21 protein-coding genes and 1 tRNA gene are annotated in these 21,462 nt (G+C 67.7%); 8 read left to right on the top strand and 14 right to left on the bottom strand.

The features are described from left to right. Positions 1-5: 5 nt before the first annotated feature. Entirely contained in the window at positions 6-1,325 is a 1,320-nt protein-coding gene (locus ACFLIT_RS02315; protein ID WP_479909557.1) for an MFS transporter, read from the bottom strand. A 97-nt stretch (positions 1,326-1,422) separates the two neighbouring features. After that, positions 1,423-1,911 carry a hypothetical protein gene (locus ACFLIT_RS02310; protein ID WP_479909556.1) on the bottom strand — a complete coding sequence of 163 codons (489 nt, stop codon included), beginning with the start codon at positions 1,909-1,911 and terminating at the stop codon, positions 1,423-1,425. A gap of 298 nt (positions 1,912-2,209) precedes the next feature. Between ACFLIT_RS02310 and ACFLIT_RS02305 the strand changes: the two genes are divergently transcribed. Further along, entirely contained in the window at positions 2,210-2,791 is a 582-nt protein-coding gene (locus ACFLIT_RS02305) for a Pr6Pr family membrane protein (protein WP_479909555.1), read from the top strand. A gap of 64 nt (positions 2,792-2,855) precedes the next feature. Here ACFLIT_RS02305 and ACFLIT_RS02300 read toward each other — a convergent pair whose 3' ends face one another. Genes ACFLIT_RS02300 through ACFLIT_RS02280 form a run of 5 tightly spaced genes read right to left on the bottom strand, consistent with a single transcriptional unit; the run spans position 2,856 to position 7,059 of the window. After that, positions 2,856-3,665 (bottom strand): MBL fold metallo-hydrolase, encoded by an 810-nt coding sequence (locus ACFLIT_RS02300; protein ID WP_479909554.1) that lies wholly within the window; start codon positions 3,663-3,665, stop codon positions 2,856-2,858. Further along, positions 3,662-4,441, bottom strand: a complete 780-nt coding sequence (locus tag ACFLIT_RS02295) for a TatD family hydrolase (RefSeq protein ID WP_479909553.1) — start codon at positions 4,439-4,441, stop codon at positions 3,662-3,664. The genes ACFLIT_RS02300 and ACFLIT_RS02295 overlap by 4 nt, the downstream gene beginning before the upstream one ends. A 9-nt stretch (positions 4,442-4,450) precedes the next feature. Further along, complete coding sequence (locus ACFLIT_RS02290) at positions 4,451-5,458, bottom strand: DNA polymerase III subunit delta' (protein WP_479909552.1); 1,008 nt, start codon at positions 5,456-5,458, stop codon at positions 4,451-4,453. Then, positions 5,458-6,093 carry a dTMP kinase gene (gene tmk / locus ACFLIT_RS02285; protein WP_479909551.1) on the bottom strand — a complete coding sequence of 212 codons (636 nt, stop codon included), beginning with the start codon at positions 6,091-6,093 and terminating at the stop codon, positions 5,458-5,460. The genes ACFLIT_RS02290 and tmk overlap by 1 nt, the downstream gene beginning before the upstream one ends. A gap of 42 nt (positions 6,094-6,135) precedes the next feature. Then, positions 6,136-7,059, bottom strand: coding sequence for a septal ring lytic transglycosylase RlpA family protein (locus ACFLIT_RS02280; protein ID WP_479909550.1), 924 nt, complete (start codon positions 7,057-7,059; stop codon positions 6,136-6,138). A gap of 119 nt (positions 7,060-7,178) precedes the next feature. On the opposite strand from ACFLIT_RS02280, the gene ACFLIT_RS02275 reads away from it, so the two are divergent. After that, positions 7,179-7,268, top strand: a tRNA-Ser gene (locus tag ACFLIT_RS02275). Between the two features lie 73 nt (positions 7,269-7,341). Here ACFLIT_RS02275 and ACFLIT_RS02270 read toward each other — a convergent pair. From ACFLIT_RS02270 to ACFLIT_RS02260, 3 genes are all read right to left on the bottom strand, one after another. Further along, positions 7,342-8,163, bottom strand: coding sequence for a hypothetical protein (locus tag ACFLIT_RS02270; protein ID WP_479909549.1), 822 nt, complete (start codon positions 8,161-8,163; stop codon positions 7,342-7,344). Positions 8,164-8,183: 20 nt separating this feature from the next. Continuing rightward, on the bottom strand, positions 8,184-8,591 hold the full coding sequence (locus ACFLIT_RS02265) for a hypothetical protein (RefSeq protein ID WP_479909548.1): 408 nt from the start codon (positions 8,589-8,591) through the stop codon (positions 8,184-8,186). A gap of 105 nt (positions 8,592-8,696) precedes the next feature. Next, positions 8,697-9,215 (bottom strand): hypothetical protein, encoded by a 519-nt coding sequence (locus ACFLIT_RS02260; protein ID WP_479909547.1) that lies wholly within the window; start codon positions 9,213-9,215, stop codon positions 8,697-8,699. A 185-nt stretch (positions 9,216-9,400) separates the two neighbouring features. Here ACFLIT_RS02260 and ACFLIT_RS02255 point away from each other — a divergent pair, with 185 nt between their 5' ends. Then, on the top strand, positions 9,401-10,537 hold the full coding sequence (locus tag ACFLIT_RS02255) for a helix-turn-helix transcriptional regulator (protein WP_479909546.1): 1,137 nt from the start codon (positions 9,401-9,403) through the stop codon (positions 10,535-10,537). Between the two features lie 114 nt (positions 10,538-10,651). Here the strand turns inward: ACFLIT_RS02255 and ACFLIT_RS02250 are convergent, their stop codons facing one another. Next, positions 10,652-10,927 (bottom strand): hypothetical protein, encoded by a 276-nt coding sequence (locus ACFLIT_RS02250; RefSeq protein WP_479909545.1) that lies wholly within the window; start codon positions 10,925-10,927, stop codon positions 10,652-10,654. A 147-nt stretch (positions 10,928-11,074) separates the two neighbouring features. Here ACFLIT_RS02250 and ACFLIT_RS02245 point away from each other — a divergent pair, with 147 nt between their 5' ends. Beyond that, complete coding sequence (locus ACFLIT_RS02245) at positions 11,075-11,389, top strand: hypothetical protein (protein ID WP_479909544.1); 315 nt, start codon at positions 11,075-11,077, stop codon at positions 11,387-11,389. A gap of 47 nt (positions 11,390-11,436) precedes the next feature. Here the strand turns inward: ACFLIT_RS02245 and ACFLIT_RS02240 are convergent, their stop codons facing one another. Next, positions 11,437-12,912, bottom strand: coding sequence for a tetratricopeptide repeat protein (locus tag ACFLIT_RS02240; protein WP_479909543.1), 1,476 nt, complete (start codon positions 12,910-12,912; stop codon positions 11,437-11,439). 85 nt (positions 12,913-12,997) lie between these two features. Continuing rightward, positions 12,998-15,334, bottom strand: a complete 2,337-nt coding sequence (locus tag ACFLIT_RS02235) for a TonB-dependent receptor (protein ID WP_479909542.1) — start codon at positions 15,332-15,334, stop codon at positions 12,998-13,000. Between the two features lie 188 nt (positions 15,335-15,522). Between ACFLIT_RS02235 and ACFLIT_RS02230 the strand changes: the two genes are divergently transcribed. The 4 genes from ACFLIT_RS02230 to ACFLIT_RS02215 all read left to right on the top strand — a co-directional run bounded on the left by ACFLIT_RS02230 (position 15,523) and on the right by ACFLIT_RS02215 (position 20,295). Next, the gene (locus ACFLIT_RS02230; RefSeq protein WP_479909541.1) at positions 15,523-16,299 is read left to right on the top strand and encodes a pseudouridine synthase; all 777 of its coding nucleotides are present in this window, start codon (positions 15,523-15,525) and stop codon (positions 16,297-16,299) included. A 237-nt stretch (positions 16,300-16,536) separates the two neighbouring features. Next, complete coding sequence (locus ACFLIT_RS02225; RefSeq protein ID WP_479909540.1) at positions 16,537-18,759, top strand: glycosyltransferase family 4 protein; 2,223 nt, start codon at positions 16,537-16,539, stop codon at positions 18,757-18,759. A 31-nt stretch (positions 18,760-18,790) separates the two neighbouring features. Then, positions 18,791-20,053, top strand: a complete 1,263-nt coding sequence (locus ACFLIT_RS02220; protein ID WP_479909539.1) for a glycoside hydrolase family 130 protein — start codon at positions 18,791-18,793, stop codon at positions 20,051-20,053. Continuing rightward, positions 20,050-20,295 carry a sulfurtransferase TusA family protein gene (locus ACFLIT_RS02215; RefSeq protein ID WP_479909538.1) on the top strand — a complete coding sequence of 82 codons (246 nt, stop codon included), beginning with the start codon at positions 20,050-20,052 and terminating at the stop codon, positions 20,293-20,295. The genes ACFLIT_RS02220 and ACFLIT_RS02215 overlap by 4 nt, the downstream gene beginning before the upstream one ends. A 79-nt stretch (positions 20,296-20,374) precedes the next feature. On the opposite strand, the gene ACFLIT_RS02210 is transcribed toward ACFLIT_RS02215, so the two are convergent. Further along, positions 20,375-21,295, bottom strand: coding sequence for a YihY/virulence factor BrkB family protein (locus ACFLIT_RS02210; RefSeq protein WP_479909537.1), 921 nt, complete (start codon positions 21,293-21,295; stop codon positions 20,375-20,377). Positions 21,296-21,462 lie beyond the last annotated feature (167 nt).

Here is a 21,462-nt window from a genome sequence, read left to right as displayed (position 1 = left end):
AAATCCTAGTCGTCGCGCCGCTCGAGGGCGCGGCGGATGTCGTGGTGGATGCTCTCGGTCAGCGGATAGCCGATCATGGCGAGGGCCGACAACAGGCCCAGCAGGCCCGGCAGGCCGATGAATAGGAAACGCAGCATGTCGAGGCCGCCTTCGCCCTTGGCGGCGTCGAAGCCGGCCCAGGCGAGGAGGGGGAAGGTGATCCCCACCGCGAGGGCGTAACCGACCTTCGAGGTGCCGGCGAGCAGAGCGTAGAACTGGCCGGTGCGGTCGGCGCCGGTAGCCAGCCGCACCTCGTCGCCGACGTCGGCCAGCATGGAGCGCAGCAGGAGGGCGGGGGCGGAGTAGGGCAGGCCGCAGAGGGCGACGAACAGGCAGGCGGCCGCGAGGTTGCCCGCCGGCATCAGGAACAGGCTGCTCTGCACGGCGGCGTAGGCGAGACCGTTGAGGATCAGGGCGCGATGCTTGCCGAGCTTGTGGGCGACGGCGGTCCACAGCGGCGCCGAGACGAAGGCGGCGACGAAATAGACCAGCATCAGGATGCCGGTCTGGGTGCGGTCGAAGCCCTTCACTCGCTCGAAGTAAAAGAAGAACAGCGCCCCTACGATTCCGGGAGCAAGGTTGGTCAGGAGATCGACCAGCATGATCCGGCGCACGGCGTCGCGCTTGAAGAGGGTGAGGTACTCGACGAATCCGGCGCCCTGCGGCCTGGCGGCGGCGGGCGGCTCGTCGACGCGCCAGACAGCGAGCAGGATGGTGAGCGGCGCCAGGACGATGATGAACCAGCCCATGGCCTGGACGCCGAGGGCGTAGGGCGCGCCGAGGATGACCTGGGTGGCGGCCAGCAGCAGGGCGGCGATGATGCCGATCACATTGGCCGCCTGCCAGAATCCGTAGACCCGCGAGCGCTCGGTGTAGGCGGTGGACAGCAGGGCGCCCCAGCTGGTCTGGGCCAGGACGCAGATGGAGAAGGCCATGTAGGCGACGGCCAGCCAGACCCAGAGATAGGCGATGGTGACGCCGGGACCGGCGAAGAACAGCCGCCAGCCGGCCAGCATCAGCAGCGGAATGCCGACCAGCAGCCAGGGGCGGAAGCGGCCGAGGCGCGTGCGCGTGCGGTCCATCACCACGCCCATCAGCGGATCGAACAGGATGTCGATGGACCGGATCCAGAAGAAGGCGGCGCCGACGGCGGCCAGCGGCAGGCCGAGCTCGTTGGCGTAGTATTCCGGCAGGGTGACGACCAGCGGCAGGCCCAGCGCCGCCAGCGGCAGGCAGGGGGCGGCGAAGGCCGCGAGGGTGAGGGCCGATCGCCGCTGCGTCGTCATCGCTTCCCCCGAAACCCCGAATCGAAACCGCCCGCGACGGCGGTCGCGGGCGGCGGATGACAGCGTGGGGACGGCGGCTTGGCAAGCCGCCGTGAGTTCAGTTCTGGGCGACTTTGCGGGCGTAGCCGGAGAAGGTGTTCTGAGCCGTGGCCCAGGGCGTCAGGCCATAGAATACCGACTGGGTCAGATCGATGTCGTAACGCTGAAAGTTCAGCGGCGTGCGCTGACCGTCGGCCGAAATCCGCACGCCTTCCAGCTTGGCCCCGCCGATCGACGGGCTGAGCGGCGAAAGGCCAGGCTTTTCGCTCATCTCCCAGAAGGTGGGCCGGTTGGGCTTCAGGTCGGTGATCGTCACCTCGATGCGGTCGCCGTCCGGCGAGACGCCGGCGCGTCGCTCAATATTTCGCTGCAGCTCGCGCGTCAGATAGTCGAGATCGCGCTGGTCGTAGCGGGCGGTGCGCTGGCCGGCCTTGGCCTGCAACTCGGGGCTGATCTTGACCGCGACCGAGGAGACCGGCGCGGCGAGGGCGACCGAGGCGGCCGCCGAGGCGACGAGGCCGCCGCCGAAAAGGATGCTCAAGCGCATGGCTGAAACCTCTGAACCTGCATCGAAAGATAGGGGCTGCGAGCCCCATCGCCAATGGCTACCCTTATGGCAGCGGTTGGCGGCGGATTTAGGGCGCGCTGGCGCCGAACCTTTGCCACGCCTAGGCTGAGGACATGGCCAAGAACCCGTTCGAAATCCAGATTCGCCGCGCGACCCCGGCCGACGCGGCCGAGCATCCCACGCACGGCTATGTTGATGCGATGACGATGTTTCAGGCGCTGTAGCCATGGCGCGAGCGGCAGGAAGAGGGGGCAGGGGCAGGGCGTTCGCCGCCGTGGTGGCGCTGGTCGCCTTCGCGGGCGTCGCCATTCAGTTTCGGTCGACCCTGGCCAACGTCGGTTCGATCGGCGGCGCCGTCTGGGTTCTGCTGCGGTACTTTACGATCATCGCCAATCTCATCGTCGCCGGGGTGTTCGCCGAGCGCGCGTTAACGAATGGAGCGCCGAAGCGGCCCTGGCTGCTGGGCGGCGCCGTGATCTCCATCGGCCTGGTGGGCGTGGTCTACATGCTGCTGCTGCGTGGGCTGCTGGAGCTGAGCGGCGGCCAGGCCTTGGCGGATTTCCTGCTGCATTATGTGAGCCCGGTGCTGGCGCCGGCGTGGTGGCTGCTGTGCGCGCCGAAGGGCGGGCTGCGATACCGCGACACGCTGATTTGGTGCGCGCTGCCGCTGGGCTACGTGATCTACGCGATCGCGCGCGGCGCCGTCGACGGCGTCTATGCCTATCCGTTCCTCAACATCGACGAGCGGGGCTTGGCGAGGGTGGCGACGACCTGCGCGGTGATTGCTGTCGGCTATCTGGTCGGCGCCTGCGCGTTCGTGACGCTGGACGGTCTTCTGGGCCGTCGGAAACGGCGTTGAGGGCGGCGCACTCGCGTTGATACATTTTGCGCCTAAGGAATATTATCGGAAATAAGTGTGGCGATTAGAGCGGCAGTTCAAGCCGGAGACCGTCAAACGCCAGCTCCACGCCCGCTGGAAGTTCCGCGCTCAAGGCATTGAAATCGATGTCGATGTGCAGGTTTGTCAGAATGGCGCGGCGTGGCTTCACGCGGGCGATCCAGTCCAGGGTGCGCTCGACATGGGCGTGCGTCGGATGCGGTTTGAAGCGCAGCGCGTCGACGATCCAGACATCGAGGTCTTCCAGCTCGGCGAAGCTGGCCTCCGGCAGTCCGTTCACGTCTGGCGAATATGCGAGGCGGCCGACGCGATAGCCGACCGATCGGATGTCGCCGTGCTCCTGATCGAAGGTGCGCACCGGAATGTCGCCGGACGGCCCGCCGACCGTCCAGTCAGTGTGATGCGGCGGCAGCGCCCGCAGGTCGGCGATGGCCGGATAGCCGCCCTGGGCCTGGAAGACGTAGTCGAAGCGACGGTTCAGGTTGGCGGCCGAGGCGGCGTCCATATAGGTCGGGATGCGCGCGCCCTGCTTGATGAAGAAGGCCCGGATGTCATCGATGCCATGGCTCTGATCGGCGTGGTCGTGGGTGTAGAGCACCGCGTCGAGCCGGGTCATGCCGGCCGCCACGGCCTGGATTCGAAAATCAGGAGAAGTATCTATAATAACTGTAGTTTCTGGCGACTTATTCGCGGATTTTCGACGCAGGAGCACCGAACAGCGCGAGCGACGGTTCTTCGGTTCGCCGGCATCGCAATCGCCCCAGTCGCCATCGGCTCGCGGAACGCCGCCGGATGAGCCGCAGCCAAGGATGGTGACTTCCAGAATCCCGCTCATGATCTTGGAATCGTGCGGAAAAGCCGGAAGAAGGCGTCTTCCGTGCGCGCCTCGGTCTCGGCCAGCGTCCAGCCGCGGATTTCCGCCAGCTTGGCCATTATGTGCGGCAGGTAGGCGGGCTCGTTGCGCCGCCCGCGCATCGGCACGGGCGCCAGATAGGGGCAGTCGGTCTCCAGGATGATCCGGTCGGCCGGCATGTCGGCGATCACCGCCCTCACCTCCTCGGCGGCCTTGAAGGTGGCGATGCCGGAGACCGAGAAATAGGCCCCCAGCGCCGCGGCCCGCGCCGCCAGTTCCGGACCGCTGGTATAGCAATGCATGAGCAGCGGAAACGCGCCCCGGCCCATCTCGTCTTCCAGAATGTCGCCCATGGCTTCGTCCGCCTCGCGGGTGTGGACGACCAGCGGCAGGCCGGTCTGGCGGGCAGCGGCGGCATGGGCGCGGAAAACTCGAGCCTGCACCTCGCGCGGGCTGAGGTCGTAGTGGAAGTCGAGGCCGCATTCGCCGATGCCGACCACCTTCGGCCGGGCGGCCAGCGTGACCAAGGTTTCAGCCGTAAGATCCGGGTTTTCCTTGGCCTCGTGCGGATGCGTGCCGACCGTCGCCCAGATGTCGCCGTGAGCCATGGCGATGGCGTGGACGGCCTCGAAGGACGAGACCTTGTCGCAGATGGTGACCATCAGGCCGACGCCGGCGGCCCGGGCGCGATCGATGACGTTGGCCTGGTCCTCGGCGAACTGCGGCGCGTGCAGGTTCACGTGGCTGTCGATCAACATGGCGGAAACTCAGGACGCGGCGCGGCGCAGTTCGCGCACGGCGGTGAACAGGCTGTCGGTGCGGTCGAGGTTCAGGGCCTCGGCTTCCTCGGGGATGCGGCGCAGGAGCGCCCAGGCCTCGGCCCAGCGATCCAGGCCCCGCGCCCTGCCCTCGGCGGCGTCGCGCATGGCCATGGCGTGGACCTGATCGGCCAGGCGTTCGAACAGCAGGGTGAAGCGGGCCATGCCCTCCCCGCCCCGGAAGCTGTCGGCCAGGGCCAGAAGGGCGGCTGGATCGCTGCCTGGCAGGGCGCGGAGGATTTCGCGGGCCTCGCGGTCGGCCTCGAGCGCGCCTGAGGCCGAGAGCTTCAGGGCCTGGCCGATGGCCCCGCGGGCCATGTGCGCCAGGGCCGCGGCGTCCTCGTCGGAGACGCCGGCGATGGCGGCCGTGCGCTCGGCGGCGCGGGCCTCGTCGAGCGGGGCGATGGGCAGCCGCCGACAGCGCGAGCGGATGGTGGGCAGCAGGCCGCCCGGCGCATGGGAGATGAGGAACAGCACGCCGCGCTCGGGCGGCTCCTCAAGAGTTTTCAGGACGGCGTTGGCCGAATTGACGTTCAGGTCGTCGGCCGCGTCGATGATCGCCACCCGATAGGGGGCCGAGCCCGGCGCCTTGGAGAAGAACTCCGGCAGGCGGCGCGCCTCGTCGACCGGAATGACCTTGCGGGGCTTGCCGTCCTCGCCGATCCGCTCCAGCACCATGAGGTCCGGGTGGGCGCGCGAGGCGACCTGACGACTGACAGGATCGTGGGGCGACACGCCGAGCGCGCCGTAGGCCGGGTCCGGCCGGGCGCCCAGCAGACGGCGGGCGGCGCGGTAGGCGAAGCTCGCCTTGCCCACGCCCTCGGGGCCGGTGAGCAGCCAGGCATGGTGCAGGCGGCCGCGCGTCAGGGCTTCGAGGAAGGCGGCGTCGGCGGCCTCTACCCCCTCCAGGCTGAAGGTGTCGCGCGGGTGCGGCAGGTCGGCGGGGTTGAAAGCCATCAGGCGACTCGCAGCCGCGTGCTGACGGCGGACCAGACGGCCTCGGCGACGGCGTCCATGTCGGCGGCGGCGTCGATGACGGCGCAGCGTCGGGGCTCGCGCTCGGCGATGGCGAGGAAGCCGGCCCGCAGCCGTTCGTGGAAGGCCAGGCCCTTGGCCTCGAACCGCGCCTCGCCGCCGCCGCGCGAGGCGGCCCGCTTGAGGCCGTCGGCGACCGGCAGGTCGAAGATCAGGGTAAGGTTCGGCCAGTCGGCGGCGTCGAGGGCGAAGCCTTCGAGGGCCGCGATCGCTTCGAGGGACAGCTCGCCGCCCGCGCCCTGGTAGGCGCGCGTCGAGTCGGCGAAGCGGTCGCAGAGCACGGTCGCGCCGCGTTCGAGCGCAGGGCGGATGGTGCGTTCCAGGTGGTCGCGCCGGGCGGCGTACATCAGCAGCGCCTCGGTGGCGGGCGACCAGCGGTCGGTCGCGCCATTGACCAGCAGGTCGCGGATGGTCTCGGCGCCGGGGCTGCCGCCGGGCTCGCGGGTGACCACGACGTCGTGGCCGGCCTCTTTCAGGCGTTCGGCCAGCCGACGGATCTGGGTGGACTTGCCGGCCCCCTCCCCGCCTTCGAATGTGATGAACCGTCCGCGCGCCACGGCCCTCAAATCCGATGGATCGGGCCGCTTGTCACGCGGGAACTAGGGGCGAAGCACCCGAGCGTCGGCGAAGCCCTGCGACGCCGCCAGGTCGCGCAGCGCCCAGGCCGCCGGCTCGTCGGCCGCGGGGCCCAGGATCACGCGATAGATTTCGACCCCGTCCCGCGTCGTCGGCTCGATCACCGCCTGGCCGAGCATGGCCACCGCCCGTTCGGCGTTGTCGCGGTTGGCGAAGGCGCCGGCCTGCACGCGGTAGACGCCGGCGTCGGCCAGGGGGAAGCGCGTGGCGGGGCCGGCTATGGGCGGCGCGGCGGCGGCCGGCGGAATCTGGGCCATGGCGACGTAGGTCGGCGTCGAAGCGGGCGGCGGAATGTAGGGTGGCGGCGCGGTCGGCGGCGACAGGGGCGCGGGCCTGGCTTCGGCGATGCGCTGGCCGTCGAAGGGCGACTTGGGCGCGGGCCCGATGTAGCGCACCCGCACCTTGGCCACGCCCGACTGGCGATAGCCGAGAGCCTCGGCCCCCGCGCGCGACAGGTCGATGATGCGGCCGTCGACGAAGGGGCCGCGATCGTTGACGCGGATCACCAGCCTGCGGCCGTTTTCGAGGTTGGTCACCTCGACGAGGCTCGGCAGCGGCAGGGTCTTATGGGCCGCCGAGATGCGGTCCATGTCGAAAATCTCGCCGTTGGAGGTGGTGCGGTTGTGGAACTGCTCGCCGTACCAGGAGCCCATGCCGACCTCGTTGTAGTCGGGGTCCTCGGCCGGATAGTACCATTTCCCGCGGATCTGATAGGGCCGCATGGTGCCCGGCACGCGGGCTCCGGAAGCGCCGCCGCCTGGCGGCCGCGAGGCCTGAACGCCCGAGCCCGGAAGGCGCGTCGCCATCGGCGTGGCGCAGGCCGCCAGCCCCGCCGTGGCCATAACCACCACCGCCGCGCTTCGCATCCAGCGCGCCGCCTGTCGCATGCCATCCTCCGCGCCAATCCGAGGCCAGGATGACCGACGCAGGTTCAGGACTTGTTAAGGCTACCGCCAATGGGTGGCGCCCCCCTGCCCCACCCTGCTAAGAGGCCTGCTCCGCGCAGGGACAGGTGGCCGAGCGGTTTAAGGCAGCGGTCTTGAAAACCGCCGTAGGTGGAAGCCTACCGTGGGTTCGAATCCCACCCTGTCCGCCATCTCTAGAATCGCGAGCCCGACGGACGGCGGCGCGGGTCGGCCTTGGTTTAGCAGGCCTGACGGCGATACTACCTAGAGCTTGGGCGTCACACCCTGCCCCTGTCGCGTGCGAACGGCCTCGGCTTCCAATTGCTTGACCCATTGCGTGGACCGCCGTTCGTTCGCAACCATGCTGCCCTGGTCGATCAGCCAAACGTAGAAATCGGCGATCGGAAAAGCGGGGTTGTTCGCAGGCCCGCCCCAGGTGTAGCGCAGCACGCGGCCGCAGCGTGCTACGTCGATGGACGCCCCCATCGTGCGGCGCAGATTGGGATGCTGCTGGCGCGCCAGTCCCTCGAGCACGCCCGCGGCGTTGGGCGGGAGCAGGGTCTCGTTGCCGCCGTCCACCGCGATCCGGCCCGCCGCTTGAGTGCTGACGGCGCAGTCCGGTTTGCCCGGCTCGTTCCATTGCGCGATATTGGTCCCCCGGCTCGGGTCGTAATGAAGTTGAGGGGAGCCGTATTTCGCCGCCAGCGCAGAGACGAATTGGGCGCGGGCCGGTGGGGTCGGAACGCCTTGGGCGTAGCGATGAATGGCGTAGACGCGGGACTCGCCAGGTGGGCTCGCGAACCAAATTCTGAACCGTGAATCCGCCGTGCGGAACTCCAGTTCGCTCAGAAATGCTGGAGTCTGGTGACCTGTCACCCCATCGGAATAGGCATAATGCGAGAGGCGCCGGTTGGTCAGTTGGGCCTTGGCGTCGAAAGCCCTGATCGCTTGGATCGCTTCAGCCTCCGTCATGCCAAGTCGGAGTCCGGCCACTTCCATCTTGTCGGTCGGCGCGTTCTGGGCCTGGGCTGACGCGGAGACGCTGAGAAGCGCGCCCACCGCCAACAGCTTCGTTGTCGCTCGCATGATCGCTCCTGAAGCTCAGATCAACCGTTCCGCAGCATCTGGGCCGCGCGCGTGTAGGTGTAGGCCTCGTAGAGGGTCCACAGGCCGACGCCGATGAAGAGAATCCCGATCATGAAGATCAGCGTCATGACGCCCAGCACGATGAACGTCGCGCCCATCAGATACCCGACCGTGGTCGGGATGCTGTAGACGGCGCGTGTCTTGTCGTTGCGCAAAGCTAGCGCCTTGAATACACCGTTCTTCTCACGCCCGGCGAGGGTGACGCTGTCTCCATCGCGGATGTCGGGCACGTCGGCCAGCTTGATCTGCGCCGACCGCTCGCCGACCCGGAAGGCGATGACTTGGCCGGTCCTCACCGAGCCGCCGTTGCGGCCCACCGTGCCGCGGGTCTCCGTTGAGTGCCGGATGCCGCTGACGGGCCCACTCAATGTTACAAGTCCCATGTCGTTCCTTTGTGGCTGGAAGGCTTCGCGAGCTTTCGCTCCCGCACGGTCTCCCGCGGACGGCTGCAAGGGGGCGACCACGCGACGGTGTCAGCCTGTTACGTCGCTGATGTCGTTGGCGCGCCAATCGGGCGGCATGCTCGACTGGGCGCAGTAGCGGGTGCTGCGCTGCCAGCCGTGTTCGCTTTTTGAGGTGAAAGCCGTATCGCCCTTGAGCGTGTAAGTGGCGACGGCGAATTCCGGCGGGGCGCTATCCTGTAAATCCGCACAGGCTTCCGTCACGCGGTAGGTGTTAGCGCCCGTCTGCTCGATTTTCTTGAACTCGCAGAAGTCGCGAGAGCCGCCGATGCCGTTCCGGCGCAGCAGCGTCGTGGTGGCGTTGGAGGCTTGGCCACACGGCGTATCGCTCTCAACGTAATAGCCGCGTTTGAGCGGCAGCGCCGAAACCGTGGCCGGTTGCGCCACGGCCGGTGCGGCGGGTGCAGCTTGGTTTGCGGTGACGCCATTGGCTTCGGCGGCGGCCTTCTCCGCCGTCGCGGCGTTCTGTCCGCAAGCGGCAAGCCCGACTACGATCGGTAGCAACCCAGCGAGGGAGCGCGCTCTGCTCATGACTTATCCGCGTGAAAATCCTTCCCAGCATGGTTAAGGTGCGGCGAGCGGGCGTTCGTCCCCTAAATAGGGGAGAAATCAGGCACGGCGGGACGGCGGAGCCGCCAACCCGCCATATTGTTCGACAGGGGTTATTCGCGGGCGGCGCCGGAGGCGTCGGATGAATGAGGGGGCGTTACACGGCCATGCCGTCGCAAGAACTCTATGAATCATCCCGCGTCTCGGGCTTGATTTCGCATCTTTATGATGCGGCCATAGATAACGCCCTGTGGTCAGGCGCCGCTACCCGTATCGCGGAAACCTTCGGCTCGACCAGCGCAGTTCTTAAACTCCACGGCGACGGCGCGCGGGTGAACCTGCTGGAATGCACGGACAACCTCATGGTGTCCGAGCGGGACCAGGCATGGGCGGACGGCTGGCATCGCAGGGATTTATGGGTGGGGCGCAGTGTCGCCTATGGCATGTCTCGGGTGGTCACCGATGAAGATCTGGTGACGCGCGAGGAGCAAGAGCGAAGCGGCTTTTATCAGGAATGGCTCCGACGCCTTGGCATCTATCATATGCTCGGAGCGGTGTTTCCGGCGGCGGACGGGGCTATTGGGGTGTTGGGTATCCACCGTCCACGCGAAGCTGGAAGCTATACAGGGCTGGAGCGGCAACAGGCTGCGCTGGTGCTGCCGCACTTGCAGCGAGCGCTTCGTCTCGGGCAGCGCTTCGCGGCGGTATCCCATTTACACGCCACAACCTTGCAGGCGCTCGACCGCTTGGATACCGGCGTCCTGATGATGGATGGTTCTTGCCGCGTCATTCACGCGAGCCACATGGCGGAGCGCCTTTTGCGCGAGAACGTGGAACTGGCGGTAATTCGCGGACGGCTGGCGCTGCGTTTGCCAGCCCTTCATGACAAGCTGCTGGCGTTGGTACGCGGGGCGATGGACACCGCGCGGGGCAGGATCGCCAAATCTGGTGCGACGCTGGCTATCCCGCGCCTCCACCGCATGCCGTTGGCGCTCGAGGTGACGCCCTTGCGCCCAACTGTCTCGGCCTTTGGTGAGCAGCAGCCTTCCGTGCTGGTGTTTATTCGTGACCCCGAAGCGCCGATCGTGGCGGCACGGTTGTGCGAACTATTCGGCCTTACCCGCACCGAGGGCGCAGTTGCAGCCGCCCTCGGGCGCGGAGCCTCGCTTGAGAATATCGCGGCTGGCATGGGCGTCGGGCTTGCGACCGTGCGCAGCCATCTCAAGCGTATTCTCGCCAAGACGGGTACACACAGACAAGCAGAGGCCGCCGCTCTGTTGGCCCGCAGTTTTTCGACCGTCTAGTTCCCAGTTTGACGTCAGGAGCCACGAACGCCCCCCGCACGGGCTGCGTCAATCTCGGCCCAGATCACCTAACGCACCTATCGTAGCGCTATAGAGTAGGCGTATCGCCCATCCTCATCGGGCGTGACCTTCGGTCAGCTGAACTTCGATACGGCAAAGCCAGGCGGTCCAGGCGCCCACCACCGTCGCGCCGAGATAGGCGACCGGGTCGCCGGCGGTGGTCCAGAGCGACAGAACGCACACGTGCGCAACGCCCGCCATGCCGTAGGCCGCGAAAGCCCGCGCCGGCATCGGCAGGAAATCGAACAGCTCCATGTTGATGCGCCCCCAGGGCAGGGAGATCGCGGGCACCAGCACCGCCAGATAAAACGCGAACGTGGGCTCGAACATGGCTGCCTCCGGTAACGGAGCGTAATCCCGCATACATGTTTTGTCATCGTTCGGTTGGGCGGCCTGCAATCTCGCGCAGGTCGCGGCTCCGTCGTAAAAGGGTCTCAAGCTGGGCTCTAGGCTTAGCTGTCTCCAACGGAGTTCGCCATGAACCTGATCAATGGACTGCTCGGCCAACTGGCCGGGAACGTGGATATCGAGAACCTGGCTCAGAAGATCGGCATCTCGCCGGAACACGTCGAACAGGCCGTGCAGGCGCTGGGTGTGGCGCACCACGAGCCGGGCGACACGGCCGAGGCCGCGGCGGCCAACACCGGCCTGCCGATCGACAAGATCCAGGAGATCATCGGCCACATCGGCGGCGAAGGCTCGCTCGCTCGCTTCGCCGACCTGCTGAAGGACCAGGGCGGCGCCGCCGACCTGCTCGGCGGCCTCGCCTCGGGGCTGTTGGGCCGCAAGTAACGACATCGGATCACGGCCGGACCGCACGCGTGGTCCGGCCGGATAGATCAGTCCGCCAGGGCTTGCTTCAGATCCGCGAGGATTCCAGGCCAGTCTTCCGGCTTGTGCTGCCGCCAGAGGCGAACCTCCGGATACCAGGGAGTCTGGTCGCCCGACGCCGCCCACCAGCCCGAGAAGAAGGGCAGCAGCAACCACAGCGGCACGCCCAACCCCGCCACCAGGTGGGCCACGCCGGTATCGCAGCTGACCACAAGGTCGCAGCTGACCGCCAGTTCGGCGGTGTCGGCGAAATTCTTCAGATCGTCGCCGAAGAAGGCGACGTCATGTTTGGCGAGCAGCGCGCGTTCGGCCTTGGTCGCCTCCTTCTGCAGCACGATGATCTCGCCGGCGCCGACGACCGCCTTCAGCAGGTCTTGCAAGGGGATGGCGCGAACCCCGCTGAGGCCGAAGGGCGTGCCGCCGGACCAGACGACGCCGATACGCCGACGCTCGGACCGAGGCGGCGCGACGAGGCGGCCTTCCGCGGGGACAGGACGCAGATAGGGCGCGGCGGGCAGGTTGTCCGGCGTCGCCTTGAAGGCCAGGGCCAGGCTGGCCATCGGGATGTAGCGATCCGCCCGCACCGGCGGGTTGTCTTCCATCGCCAAGACCGTGATCCGTGGGTCGAGGCTCTGGAGGATGTCCTTCAGGGCGTACGGCGCGTTGACGATGACCTTGGCGCCCAGATCGGCGAGCTTTGGGACGAAGCGGCAGAACATCAGCATGTCGCCGAAGCCTTGCTCGCCCTCGACCCAGATCGTCTTGCCGGCGATATCGCCCTCGCCGAGCCAGACGCCGGGGATCCGGTGAATGGGATCGACGATGTTGTTGACGCCCCAGCGGGCTTCGTAGTGCTTGAAGCCTTCCAGCCAATCTCCCCGACGCAGGCATGACCCCGCGTAGTTGAAGCGCGGCAGCGGGTTGTTGGGCTGGAGCTTGAAGGCCTTCTCGAAGTCGGGATGCGCTTCGTCGTGGCGTCCGAGCGCCGCCTTGACGTTGGCGCGGCCGACCAGCGCCTGAATGAGGTTCGGATTGATCGCCAGGGCGCGGCTGAAGGCTTCATTCGCCGCCGCCTCCTTGCGCTGGGCCGCCAGGGTGACGCCGTAGTCGGTCCACAGGTTGGCGGACATCGGATCGATCTGCACGCCCTTGGCGTACTCGGCGAGCGCATCCTCCGTGCGCTCCATCCTCACCAAGCCATAAGCCGCCTTGTGTCGCGCCTCGGTCAGACGGCGATTCATCGACACGGCCGTCCGATAGGCCGTCACGGCCTCCGCCAGCGCGCCTCGCCCGTCCAGCAGGTCGCCCAGCCGCAGCCATTCCTCGGCGGTGAGTTGGCCGCTGCGCCGCAGGTCCTGATAGCCGCGAAGCGCCGTTTCGCTGTCGCCCCGACGTGTCGCCGCCTGGATGGCTTCGCGGGTCGCGGTCGCCCTGGCGAGCACCGCGACCTGGGTTTCGCTGAGTTTTCCGGGGGTCTTGGCCATGTCCGGCCTCTAACCCATCTGCGTTGGGCCGCAAATAGCAACCCGGAGGGGCGCGCGGTCCGGCGGGCCGCGCGCCCTCCCCGCCTCAGAACGCCGTCGAGAAGGTGACCTGCACGGTCCGGTGCGAGCCCGGACGGAAGGTGGCGGGGCTGTTGGTCGTGGTGGAGATCGTGCCGAGGTAATCCTCGTCGAGAAGGTTATCGATGTTCACCCGCGCCTTGATCGATTTCAACGGGCCGGCCGAGAAGCCGTCGCCGAGGTCCACATAGGCGTTCCAGAGGGTGTAGCCGTCGGTCGTCTCATTGTTCACGAAATTGGTGAAGCGGTCGGTGATGCGGCGGGCCGAGAGGTTCATCACCACGCCCTCGACCGGCTCGAAGGTCACCCCGCCCTGGAAGACGTATTCCGGGAAGTCCGGCACGCTGTTTCCGGCGATCAGGAACGCGGCGAAGTTATCCTGGAACTCCGACTTGTTGTACGACAGGTTGCCGTTGAAATAGATTTTTCCGCCCAAGGCTTCCGGCTTCCACTGGCCGCTGAATTCGACGCCGTGGGCCTCGACTCCGCCGACGTTGGCGAAAAAGGTCTCGGTCGTCGTGCTGCCGGGCACGATCTGGGCGAAGGACTGCAGCCGGTTCTCGAAGGTCGTCTTGTAGACCACGAGCGAGGCGTTGAAGGTCGGACGGTTGGCGCGGTAGCCCAGCTCCAGGTTCTTGGCGGTCTCGGCCTGAGGCGCGGGCACGGTGGGGCTGGCGGCGGAGAAGATGTCGTCGGCGCCGCGCGGCAGGGCCATGTTCTCGGAATAGGAAGTGAAGATCTGGTCGCGGCCGATCGACCAGACGGCGCCCACCTGCGGCAGGAAGCTGTCGCTCCAGTTGGTGGAGATGCTGGGCGCGCGCAGGTTGATGTAGTCGGCCGGCAGGCGCTTGCCGCTGATCTGGTAGTCGATGTCCAGCGACTTGAAGCCGAGTTCGATCTTCAGGGCGTCGTCCAGCAGGCTGATGGTGTCCTTCAGGAAGAATTCCACCGTGTCGCGCGTCGAGACGTAGTTGCGCTGGAGGTGGACGGGCTCGTTGAACAGCGGAGCGCCGTCGGGGTGGCCGTCCTGCACGTTGTAGCGCGCCTGGGTGCGGTGGTAGTCGTCCTTCTCCACCCAGACCCCGGCCTCCAGGCGATTGGCGCCGACGATCCATTCGCCGCGGGTGGTGACGCCCTTCCGCACGCCGTCGATGCCTGAGAGGCCGTACTGGATGCCCCGGGGCGCGACGAGACCGGGGATGATCGCGGCCTCGTTCCGGTAGTTCTGCAGCGAGGTGGCGTAGGCCTCCGGCGACACGCCGTAGCCGCCCTTGTCTTCGTAGTAGGCGGTGGCGCCGAGCTTGATGTCCTCGCCGATCGGGACGTTCAGGGTCAGGCCGTAGAGGTGATCCATCCGATGGTTCACCGCGAACTTGTAGTACTGACTGTAATTGCCGTTCGAATAGACGGGCCCATCCTGCACCGCCGGCAGGCTGCCCAGGGTCGGGTCGGTCCCAAACGGAGTTGGGGTGGGCACAACGCCGAGGTAGGCGAAGTTGCGGCCCCTGCGGCCGAAGGGGTCCGCAACCGTGCCGGCGTACTGCGCCTTGGTGATCGAGGGGCTGTCGTAGTCGAAGTAGTTGTTGTGCACGGTCTGAAAGACCAGGTCGGCGCCGCCGCCGAACGCGTAGCGCAGCTTGCCCTCATAGTGTTCGCGCTCGATCGTGCCGGGGCCGCGCCACAGGTCGCCGTCGATCACCGAGCCGCTGACATAGCCGGTCAAACCGCCGACCTGACCGAGTTCCAGCCGCAGGAAGGTGCGCCGCAGGCCGTCGCTGCCGAAGGTCTGGCTGAAGGCGCCGCCGCGCTCGGCGGAGGGCCGGGCGGTGATGTAGTCGACGATGGGGCCCAGCGACGAATAGCTGGGCAAGGCGACGTCGCCGGACCCGGCCGAGGCGGTGACCCGGTCGAGGTTCTCGTTGTCGACGTAGCGGTAGATCGGGCTGCCGCCGAACTGGTCGCTGCGCCCCATGGGGATGGAGTCGAGCAGGAAGCCGATCTGCTGGAAGTTGAAGGCCCGCACCGAGACCGAATTGCCGAATTCGTACATGCCCAGGGCGTCGTTGGCCTGGACGTTGAAGCCCGGCAGGCTCTCCAGCATCTTCAGGCCGGTGACCCCGGCAGGGGCCGAAAGCAGCGCCTCCTTGGTGATCGAGACCGTCGCCGTGGCTTCGTCGGTGCCGATGGCGACACTGGCCTCCGACAGGCGGGCGGCGGTGACCACCAGCTCCTCCACGCTGCTGGAGGCTTCCTGGGCCGATGCGGCGCCCGTCCACAGCAGGCTGAGGCCGGTCAGAGCGGTGGCGGCGAGCAGGCGGGCGCGGGCCGGGTTGCGAGTGTGCATGAGCTATCCCCTCTCAGTTGCGGGGACAGGATCGATGCGAACGGCAACCGTCGCAGGCGCAAATCGCCGTCACCCCCGAGGTTCGTCGTATTTGCTTCAAACTCGCTCAGAGCGGCATGATCCCTCGTCATATTGATATGCATCCGGGGCCTTGCGCCGCCTTGGCGCGTCCCGCACAAGCCCGCGTCATGGCCTTCACCCGACGTTACGAAGAGACCGAGCCCCAGCGCGTGAACCGCTGGCTGGCGCAGAGCGGAGTCTGTTCGCGGCGGGAGGCCGAGGCGCTGATCGCGCGGGGGCTGGTGAGCATCGACGGCGAGCGGGTGGAGGACGTCGGCCGCAAGATCCTCCCCGGCCAGATCCTGACCCTCTCCGACGAGGCGGAGGCGACGATCGCCTCAGCGGTGTCGGTGATCCTGCACAAGCCGCGGGGCGTGGTGTCGGCCAATCCCGAGCGGGGACAGACCGAGGCGGCCCAGCTGCTCGGCGAGACGGCGCGCTGGAACGCCAACGGCGATCCCCTGCCCGCCGAGGCCAAGCCGGCGCCGCTGGGGCGGCTCGACCGGGACTCACGCGGTCTTCTGCTGATGTCCGACGACGGGGTGCTGGCCAAGGCGGTGATCGGACCCGCCTCGGTGCTGGACAAGGAGTACCGGGTGGCGGTGATGGGCGAGATCACCCCCGCCAAGCTCGAGCTGCTGCGCTACGGCCTGGAGCTTGACGGGCGGCGCCTGAAGCCGGCGGAGGTGGAGGTCATCAGCGATCAGCGGTTGAAGTTCGTGCTGCATGAAGGCCGCAACCGGCAGATCCGGCGAATGTGCGAGTTGGTCGAGCTGAAGGTGGTCGACCTCTTTCGCGTGCGCGTCGGTCCGCTCGATCTCGGAGACATGCCGGAGGGGCGCTGGCGACCGTTGACCGCGGATGAGCGGGCCGCGCTGCTTGCCGCCGGCGGCGAGGGCGCATGATTTTCGGGCGCCGCCTGTTCGCTTGACACGCGAATTCAACACCATATGCGGTTGAGCTTCATCGACCGTTGTTCTTGGGATTTTCGCAGGCATCCATCCCGGCATTGGTGCGTTGCAACACCCGAACGCCCCCGGAACGGAGGGCAAGATTTAGGTGTAATGATGCTCGAGCTGACCCCCAGCCTTCGTAATCGACGTGAGCCTTCCATCTCGGCGCGCCCCGTCGGACGAATGGCGATGGTCGGCAACTTTCCGCCTCGCCGTTGCGGCATCGCCACCTTCACCGGCGACGTCTACGAGGCGCTGACCACGGCCTATCCGGAACTCGCCTGTGACGTGTATGCGATGACCGACACGGGCTCGCGCTACGACTATCCAGACGAGGTGAAGTTCGAGCTGCGGGCCGGCGCCCTGATGGATTACGCGGACGCCGCGCGCCGCATCAACGCCTCGGGCGCCGAGGTGGTCTGCATTCAGCACGAGTACGGCATCTACGGCGGCCCGGCCGGCGACTATTTGCTGACCCTGCTCGACGGCTTGCGGGCGCCGGTGGTCACCTCGCTGCACACCGTGCTGACCGAGCCGGATTCGGATCAGCGGCGGGTGATGAACCGCATCATCGAGCGTTCGTCGCGCGTGATCGTGATGACCCGCAAGGGTCGCGACATCCTGCGCGATGTCTACGGCGCCCCGGCCGGAAAGATCGCCGTGGTCGCCCACGGCGTTCCGGACCGCCCGCTCGTACCGACCGACGAGGCCAAGCCGCAGTTCGGGTTGGAGGGCCGCGAGGTGCTGATGACCTTCGGCCTGCTGTCGCCGGGCAAGGGCATCGAAACGATGATCCGCGCCCTGCCCCGCATTGTCGCCGAGCGCCCGAACGCCCTCTATCTGATCCTCGGCGCGACCCACCCCCACCTGGTGGCGCGCGAGGGCGAGCGCTATCGCGAAAGCCTGGCCGAACTGGCCGGGAGCCTGGGCGTCGGCGAGGCGGTGCGCTTCGTGAACGCCTATGTCGATACGCCGAAGCTGCTGGAATACCTGGCCGCGGCCGATGTCTATGTGACGCCCTATCCCAACGAGGCGCAGATCACCTCCGGCACGCTGTCCTACGCGGTGGCGCTGGGCAAGCCGGTGGTCTCGACGCCTTACTGGCACGCCGCCGAACTGCTCGCCGAAGGGCGCGGCGTGCTGACGCCGTTCAACGATCCGGCCGCCATGGCCGAGGCGGTGCTCGGGCTGATGAACGACCCCGAGCGCATGGCCGCCACCCGCGACAAGGCCTATGCCGCCGGTCGCGAAATGATCTGGAGCCGCTTGGCCGAGAGCTTCATGGGTCTGTTCCGCGCCGTGCGCAGCGACACCCTAGTCGGCCTGCACAGCCCGTCGAACATGGAGTTGCCCGAGCCGGCGCTGGGCGGCGTCGAGCGGATGAGCGACGGCGTCGGCATCCTGCAGCACGGGCTGATCAGCGTGCCGGATCGCAACCACGGCTATTGCGTGGACGACAACGCCCGCGCCCTGATGCTGATGCTGCGACTGGAGCGCGCCGGGTTCGAGGCCCCGCCCCGCCTGACCCACGCCTACGCGTCGTTCCTGCACCACGCCTGGAACGACGATGTCGGTCGGTTCCGCAACTTCATGGGCTACGACCGACGCTGGCTGGAGGACGTGGGCTCGGATGACAGCTTCGGCCGCAGCTTCTGGGCCGCCTGCTATACGGCCGCCAACGCCCTGCGGGACGATCTGCGGGTGTTCGGTCTCAAGATCGCCCAGGCCGCCCTGCCCCGCGTCGGCGACTTCCCGTTCCTGCGGACCAACGCCTTCCTGATTCTGGGTCTATGCGAGCTGACCCGCGCCATGCCGGGCTCGGAAGCGGTGCAAACGCGGTTGCGCGAACTGACCGCGCGGCTGATGGACGCCTTGCGCGCCGAGCGCAGCGCCAGCTGGCTCTGGTTCGAGCCCTTCCTCTGCTACGACAACGCCCGCCTGCCGGAGGCCCTGCTGCGCGCCTCGGCCATCCTGCAGGACGCCCGCATGGAACGGGCCGGCCTCGACGCTCTGGAGTGGCTCTGCCAGATGCAGACCGCGCCCTCGGGCTGTTTCCGACCGATCGGGACGGAAAGCTTCGGCGCGCACTACGCGATCCCGGAGCCTTTCGATCAGCAGCCGCTGGAAGCCACCGCCACGGTGGAAGCCTGCGAGGCCGCCTATGCCGTGACGCAGAATCCCCGCTGGCTGGACGAGGCGCGGCGCGCTTACGCCTGGTATCTCGGCGATAACGACCTGGGCGTCCGCATGATCCAGGCCGAGGAAGGCGGCTGCTACGACGGTCTGACGCCGGAGCGCGCCAACCTTAACCAAGGCGCGGAATCGCTGCTCTCGTTTCAGACGGCGACTTGCGTTATGCACGCTCTTGCCCGCTCAGCCGGCGTCGCCGCACCTGCCGCGGCGCGCCGCTGATAGGCCCTCCCCAGGCTGACCACGGAAGCGCATGCCTAGATTGCATCACACGCCGATCCGGCTGGCCCCGGACGCGTCGCGGGTCGTGATTCGACCGTTCCACCTTGGGCCTGCGGGGTCGGCCCGCGCCGCCCGTATCGTCGACGCCGTGATGCAGATGGACAGTCGCACCTGCCAGGCCGAGCTCGCCCTGGTGAACCGTGACTTCGAGACGCGTCACTGGCAGACGCGCAGCATCTATCTGGAGCGCTATCGGCACATCAAGGCCGAGCTCGGCTTGAACGGAAAGCTGCGCGAGGCCCAGAAGGAGCTGATCGGCGCCTACTTCTGCCATGAATACTCCTACGCCGCCGCCGCCCTGATGAACCCCAGCGTGGTGCCGCACCCGGACCAGTCGGGCCTGACCGCCGGCCATGTGCGCATCGCCATGTCGCTGCGGGCCGTGGGCGAAGGCCACATCTCGTCGATCGCCTTCCGCGAGGGCATCCTGGCGCCCGATGGCCGTCTCGACCTGATGCCCGAGCCGCCGTTCGCCATGGCGGCCCAGATGCACGATCCGCCGCCGGCCGGCGGGCCGGTGACGGCGCATCGGCATCCGGAAGCCTCCCTTTCCGGCACGGTGATCTTCCCGTTCACCGCCCAGCAGCGGAACGGGCTGGAGGACCTGCGCCTCGTGCGGTTCACCGAGGACGACGGCGAGGTCACCTACTACGGCACCTACACGGCCTATTCCGGTTCGGCGATCGCCTCCGAGATGATGGTCACCAAGGACTTCCGCAGCTTCGACCTGATCCCGATCAGCGGCTCGGCGGCGCGCAACAAGGGCATGGGCCTGTTTCCCCGCCGGGTGAACGGCAAGTACGCCATGATCGGCCGGCAGGACGGGGAGAACCTGTTCTACATGACCTCGGACGATCTGCTCACCTGGGAAGGCGGCGACTTCTTCATGGGGCCGAAATACCCGTGGGAACTGGTGCAGATCGGCAATTGCGGAGCCCCCATCGAGGTGGACGAAGGCTGGCTGCTGCTCACCCACGGCGTCGGAGCCATGCGCAAGTACGCCATCGGGGCGGTGCTGCTCGACAAGGACAATCCGCAAAAGATCATCGGCCGCCTGACCGCGCCCCTGATCTCGCCGGCCGACGAGGACCGCGAGGGCTATGTGCCCAATGTGGTCTATACCTGCGGCGGCATGGCCCATGGTGAGCGCCTGTTCATGCCCTATGGGGTGGCCGACAGTTCGGTGGCCTTCGCCTGGGTCGATATCGACGAACTGATCGCCGAGATGCAGTGAGCGACTCAAACCAGATTTTCGGCGAGATCCTCGTCGACGCGCGCGGCCACCGCTGCCCGGTGCCGACCCTGCGCCTGCGCCGGGCGGCCGAGGCGGCGAAGCCGGGCGCGCGCCTGCGTCTTCTGGCGGACGATCCCCTGGCCCGGATCGACGTGCCGCACTTCGCCAACGAGGCCGGGCTGACGGTGCTGGAACGCGGCGAGGACGGCCCGACGTTGAGCTTCCTGATCGCCAAGCCCTAGCTTGGGGGCTGTTTCCCCACCTGACCATCATAGCCGGCCCTGCGCCGGCTGTGACGGCCGGGAGGGGTATTCGTCGACTTTAGTGAAGCGTCGCCGCCGCGGCGGCCTCGCGTTCGGCGATTCTGACCTCGGCGGCCTTGATCTCGATCTCGGCCTCGGTGGCCAGGGCGCCTCCGAAGAAGATGCAGTTCACCGTCCACGACAGCCAGATCAGGAAGATGATCACCGCGGCCACCGAGCCGTAGGTGGCGCCGAGCTTGGCGATCTGCTCGACATAGATGGCGCTGAGCCAGGAGGCGGCCAGGGACATGATGGCGGCCGCGACGCCGCCGGCGATGGAGGCCCGCCAGCCCACCGGGTCTCGCGACATGGCGTAGCGATAGATGAGGGTCATGCCGAAAATCACGGCGACGCTGCCCCAGGTCCATTCGCTGTAGATCCAGGAAAGGCCGGCGAGCGGCGTCAGATGCAGGGTTTCGGCGACGACGCGCATCCCCAGGAAGGTGGCCGAGGCGACGCCGAACAGCACGAAGGCGGCGACCAGCACCAGCAGCGCCATCACGTTGAAACCGACGAAGCCGCGCTGGCGGTCTTCCTCATGGATGAACGACAGGCCGGCCAGCAGGGCCTTGAAGCCGCGATGCGAGGCGTAGGCGCCGATGACCAGGGCGACGCCGCTCTGGGTGGATATGGCGCCGGCCTCGGCCCCGCCGAGCCGACTCAGTTCGCCCGCGAACAGGGTGCGGGCCTCGGGCGGCATGATGTGGGACAGGGCGTCGGCCTGGCTGGCCGCCTGGGCGGGATCGACGAACAGGCTGTAGAGGCCGATCATGATCGCCAGGCCCGGGAACACGGCCAGCAGGGCGAAGAACGAGACGCCGCCGACGTAGAGCATCACGTCGCGACCCCACAGGCGCCCGAAGGCCTTGCCGGTCACGCGCAGGACCGCGGCGACCCAGTGGGTCACGTCGAGGTCGAGGTTGTCGAAAATGGATCGCATCGGCGCGGAACCTGCCCGCGCCCCCCGTCCGGCGCAAGTCGCGGCGAACAAGGCCGGCGCGCCGCCCACGAGGGACGACGCGCCGCCAGAACGGCATGGCCCGTCCTGGTCCGTCCGAGGCCGCGTCGAGGGACGGGATGAAGCGACCGCAGGCGATGAAACGAGCA

The organism is Caulobacter sp. HJHS_5, assembly GCF_056683955.1.
Note: the sequence above shows the minus strand (reverse complement) of the source record. Positions and strands in the feature narration are given on the sequence as shown.

Coding starts and splice junctions, on each gene's coding strand:
- ACFLIT_RS02255 (WP_479909546.1), top strand. CDS start 9,401: ATGCCGTCGCAAGAACTCTATGAATCATCCCGCGTCTCGGGCTTGATT.
- ACFLIT_RS02225 (WP_479909540.1), top strand. CDS start 16,537: ATGGTCGGCAACTTTCCGCCTCGCCGTTGCGGCATCGCCACCTTCACC.
- ACFLIT_RS02230 (WP_479909541.1), top strand. CDS start 15,523: ATGGCCTTCACCCGACGTTACGAAGAGACCGAGCCCCAGCGCGTGAAC.
- ACFLIT_RS02220 (WP_479909539.1), top strand. CDS start 18,791: ATGCCTAGATTGCATCACACGCCGATCCGGCTGGCCCCGGACGCGTCG.
- ACFLIT_RS02300 (WP_479909554.1), bottom strand. CDS start 3,665: ATGAGCGGGATTCTGGAAGTCACCATCCTTGGCTGCGGCTCATCCGGC.
- ACFLIT_RS02310 (WP_479909556.1), bottom strand. CDS start 1,911: ATGCGCTTGAGCATCCTTTTCGGCGGCGGCCTCGTCGCCTCGGCGGCC.
- ACFLIT_RS02250 (WP_479909545.1), bottom strand. CDS start 10,927: ATGTTCGAGCCCACGTTCGCGTTTTATCTGGCGGTGCTGGTGCCCGCG.
- ACFLIT_RS02260 (WP_479909547.1), bottom strand. CDS start 9,215: ATGAGCAGAGCGCGCTCCCTCGCTGGGTTGCTACCGATCGTAGTCGGG.
- ACFLIT_RS02295 (WP_479909553.1), bottom strand. CDS start 4,441: ATGTTGATCGACAGCCACGTGAACCTGCACGCGCCGCAGTTCGCCGAG.
- ACFLIT_RS02235 (WP_479909542.1), bottom strand. CDS start 15,334: ATGCACACTCGCAACCCGGCCCGCGCCCGCCTGCTCGCCGCCACCGCT.
- ACFLIT_RS02280 (WP_479909550.1), bottom strand. CDS start 7,059: ATGCGACAGGCGGCGCGCTGGATGCGAAGCGCGGCGGTGGTGGTTATG.
- ACFLIT_RS02315 (WP_479909557.1), bottom strand. CDS start 1,325: ATGACGACGCAGCGGCGATCGGCCCTCACCCTCGCGGCCTTCGCCGCC.
- ACFLIT_RS02210 (WP_479909537.1), bottom strand. CDS start 21,295: ATGCGATCCATTTTCGACAACCTCGACCTCGACGTGACCCACTGGGTC.
- ACFLIT_RS02270 (WP_479909549.1), bottom strand. CDS start 8,163: ATGCGAGCGACAACGAAGCTGTTGGCGGTGGGCGCGCTTCTCAGCGTC.
- ACFLIT_RS02240 (WP_479909543.1), bottom strand. CDS start 12,912: ATGGCCAAGACCCCCGGAAAACTCAGCGAAACCCAGGTCGCGGTGCTC.
- ACFLIT_RS02290 (WP_479909552.1), bottom strand. CDS start 5,458: ATGGCTTTCAACCCCGCCGACCTGCCGCACCCGCGCGACACCTTCAGC.
- ACFLIT_RS02245 (WP_479909544.1), top strand. CDS start 11,075: ATGAACCTGATCAATGGACTGCTCGGCCAACTGGCCGGGAACGTGGAT.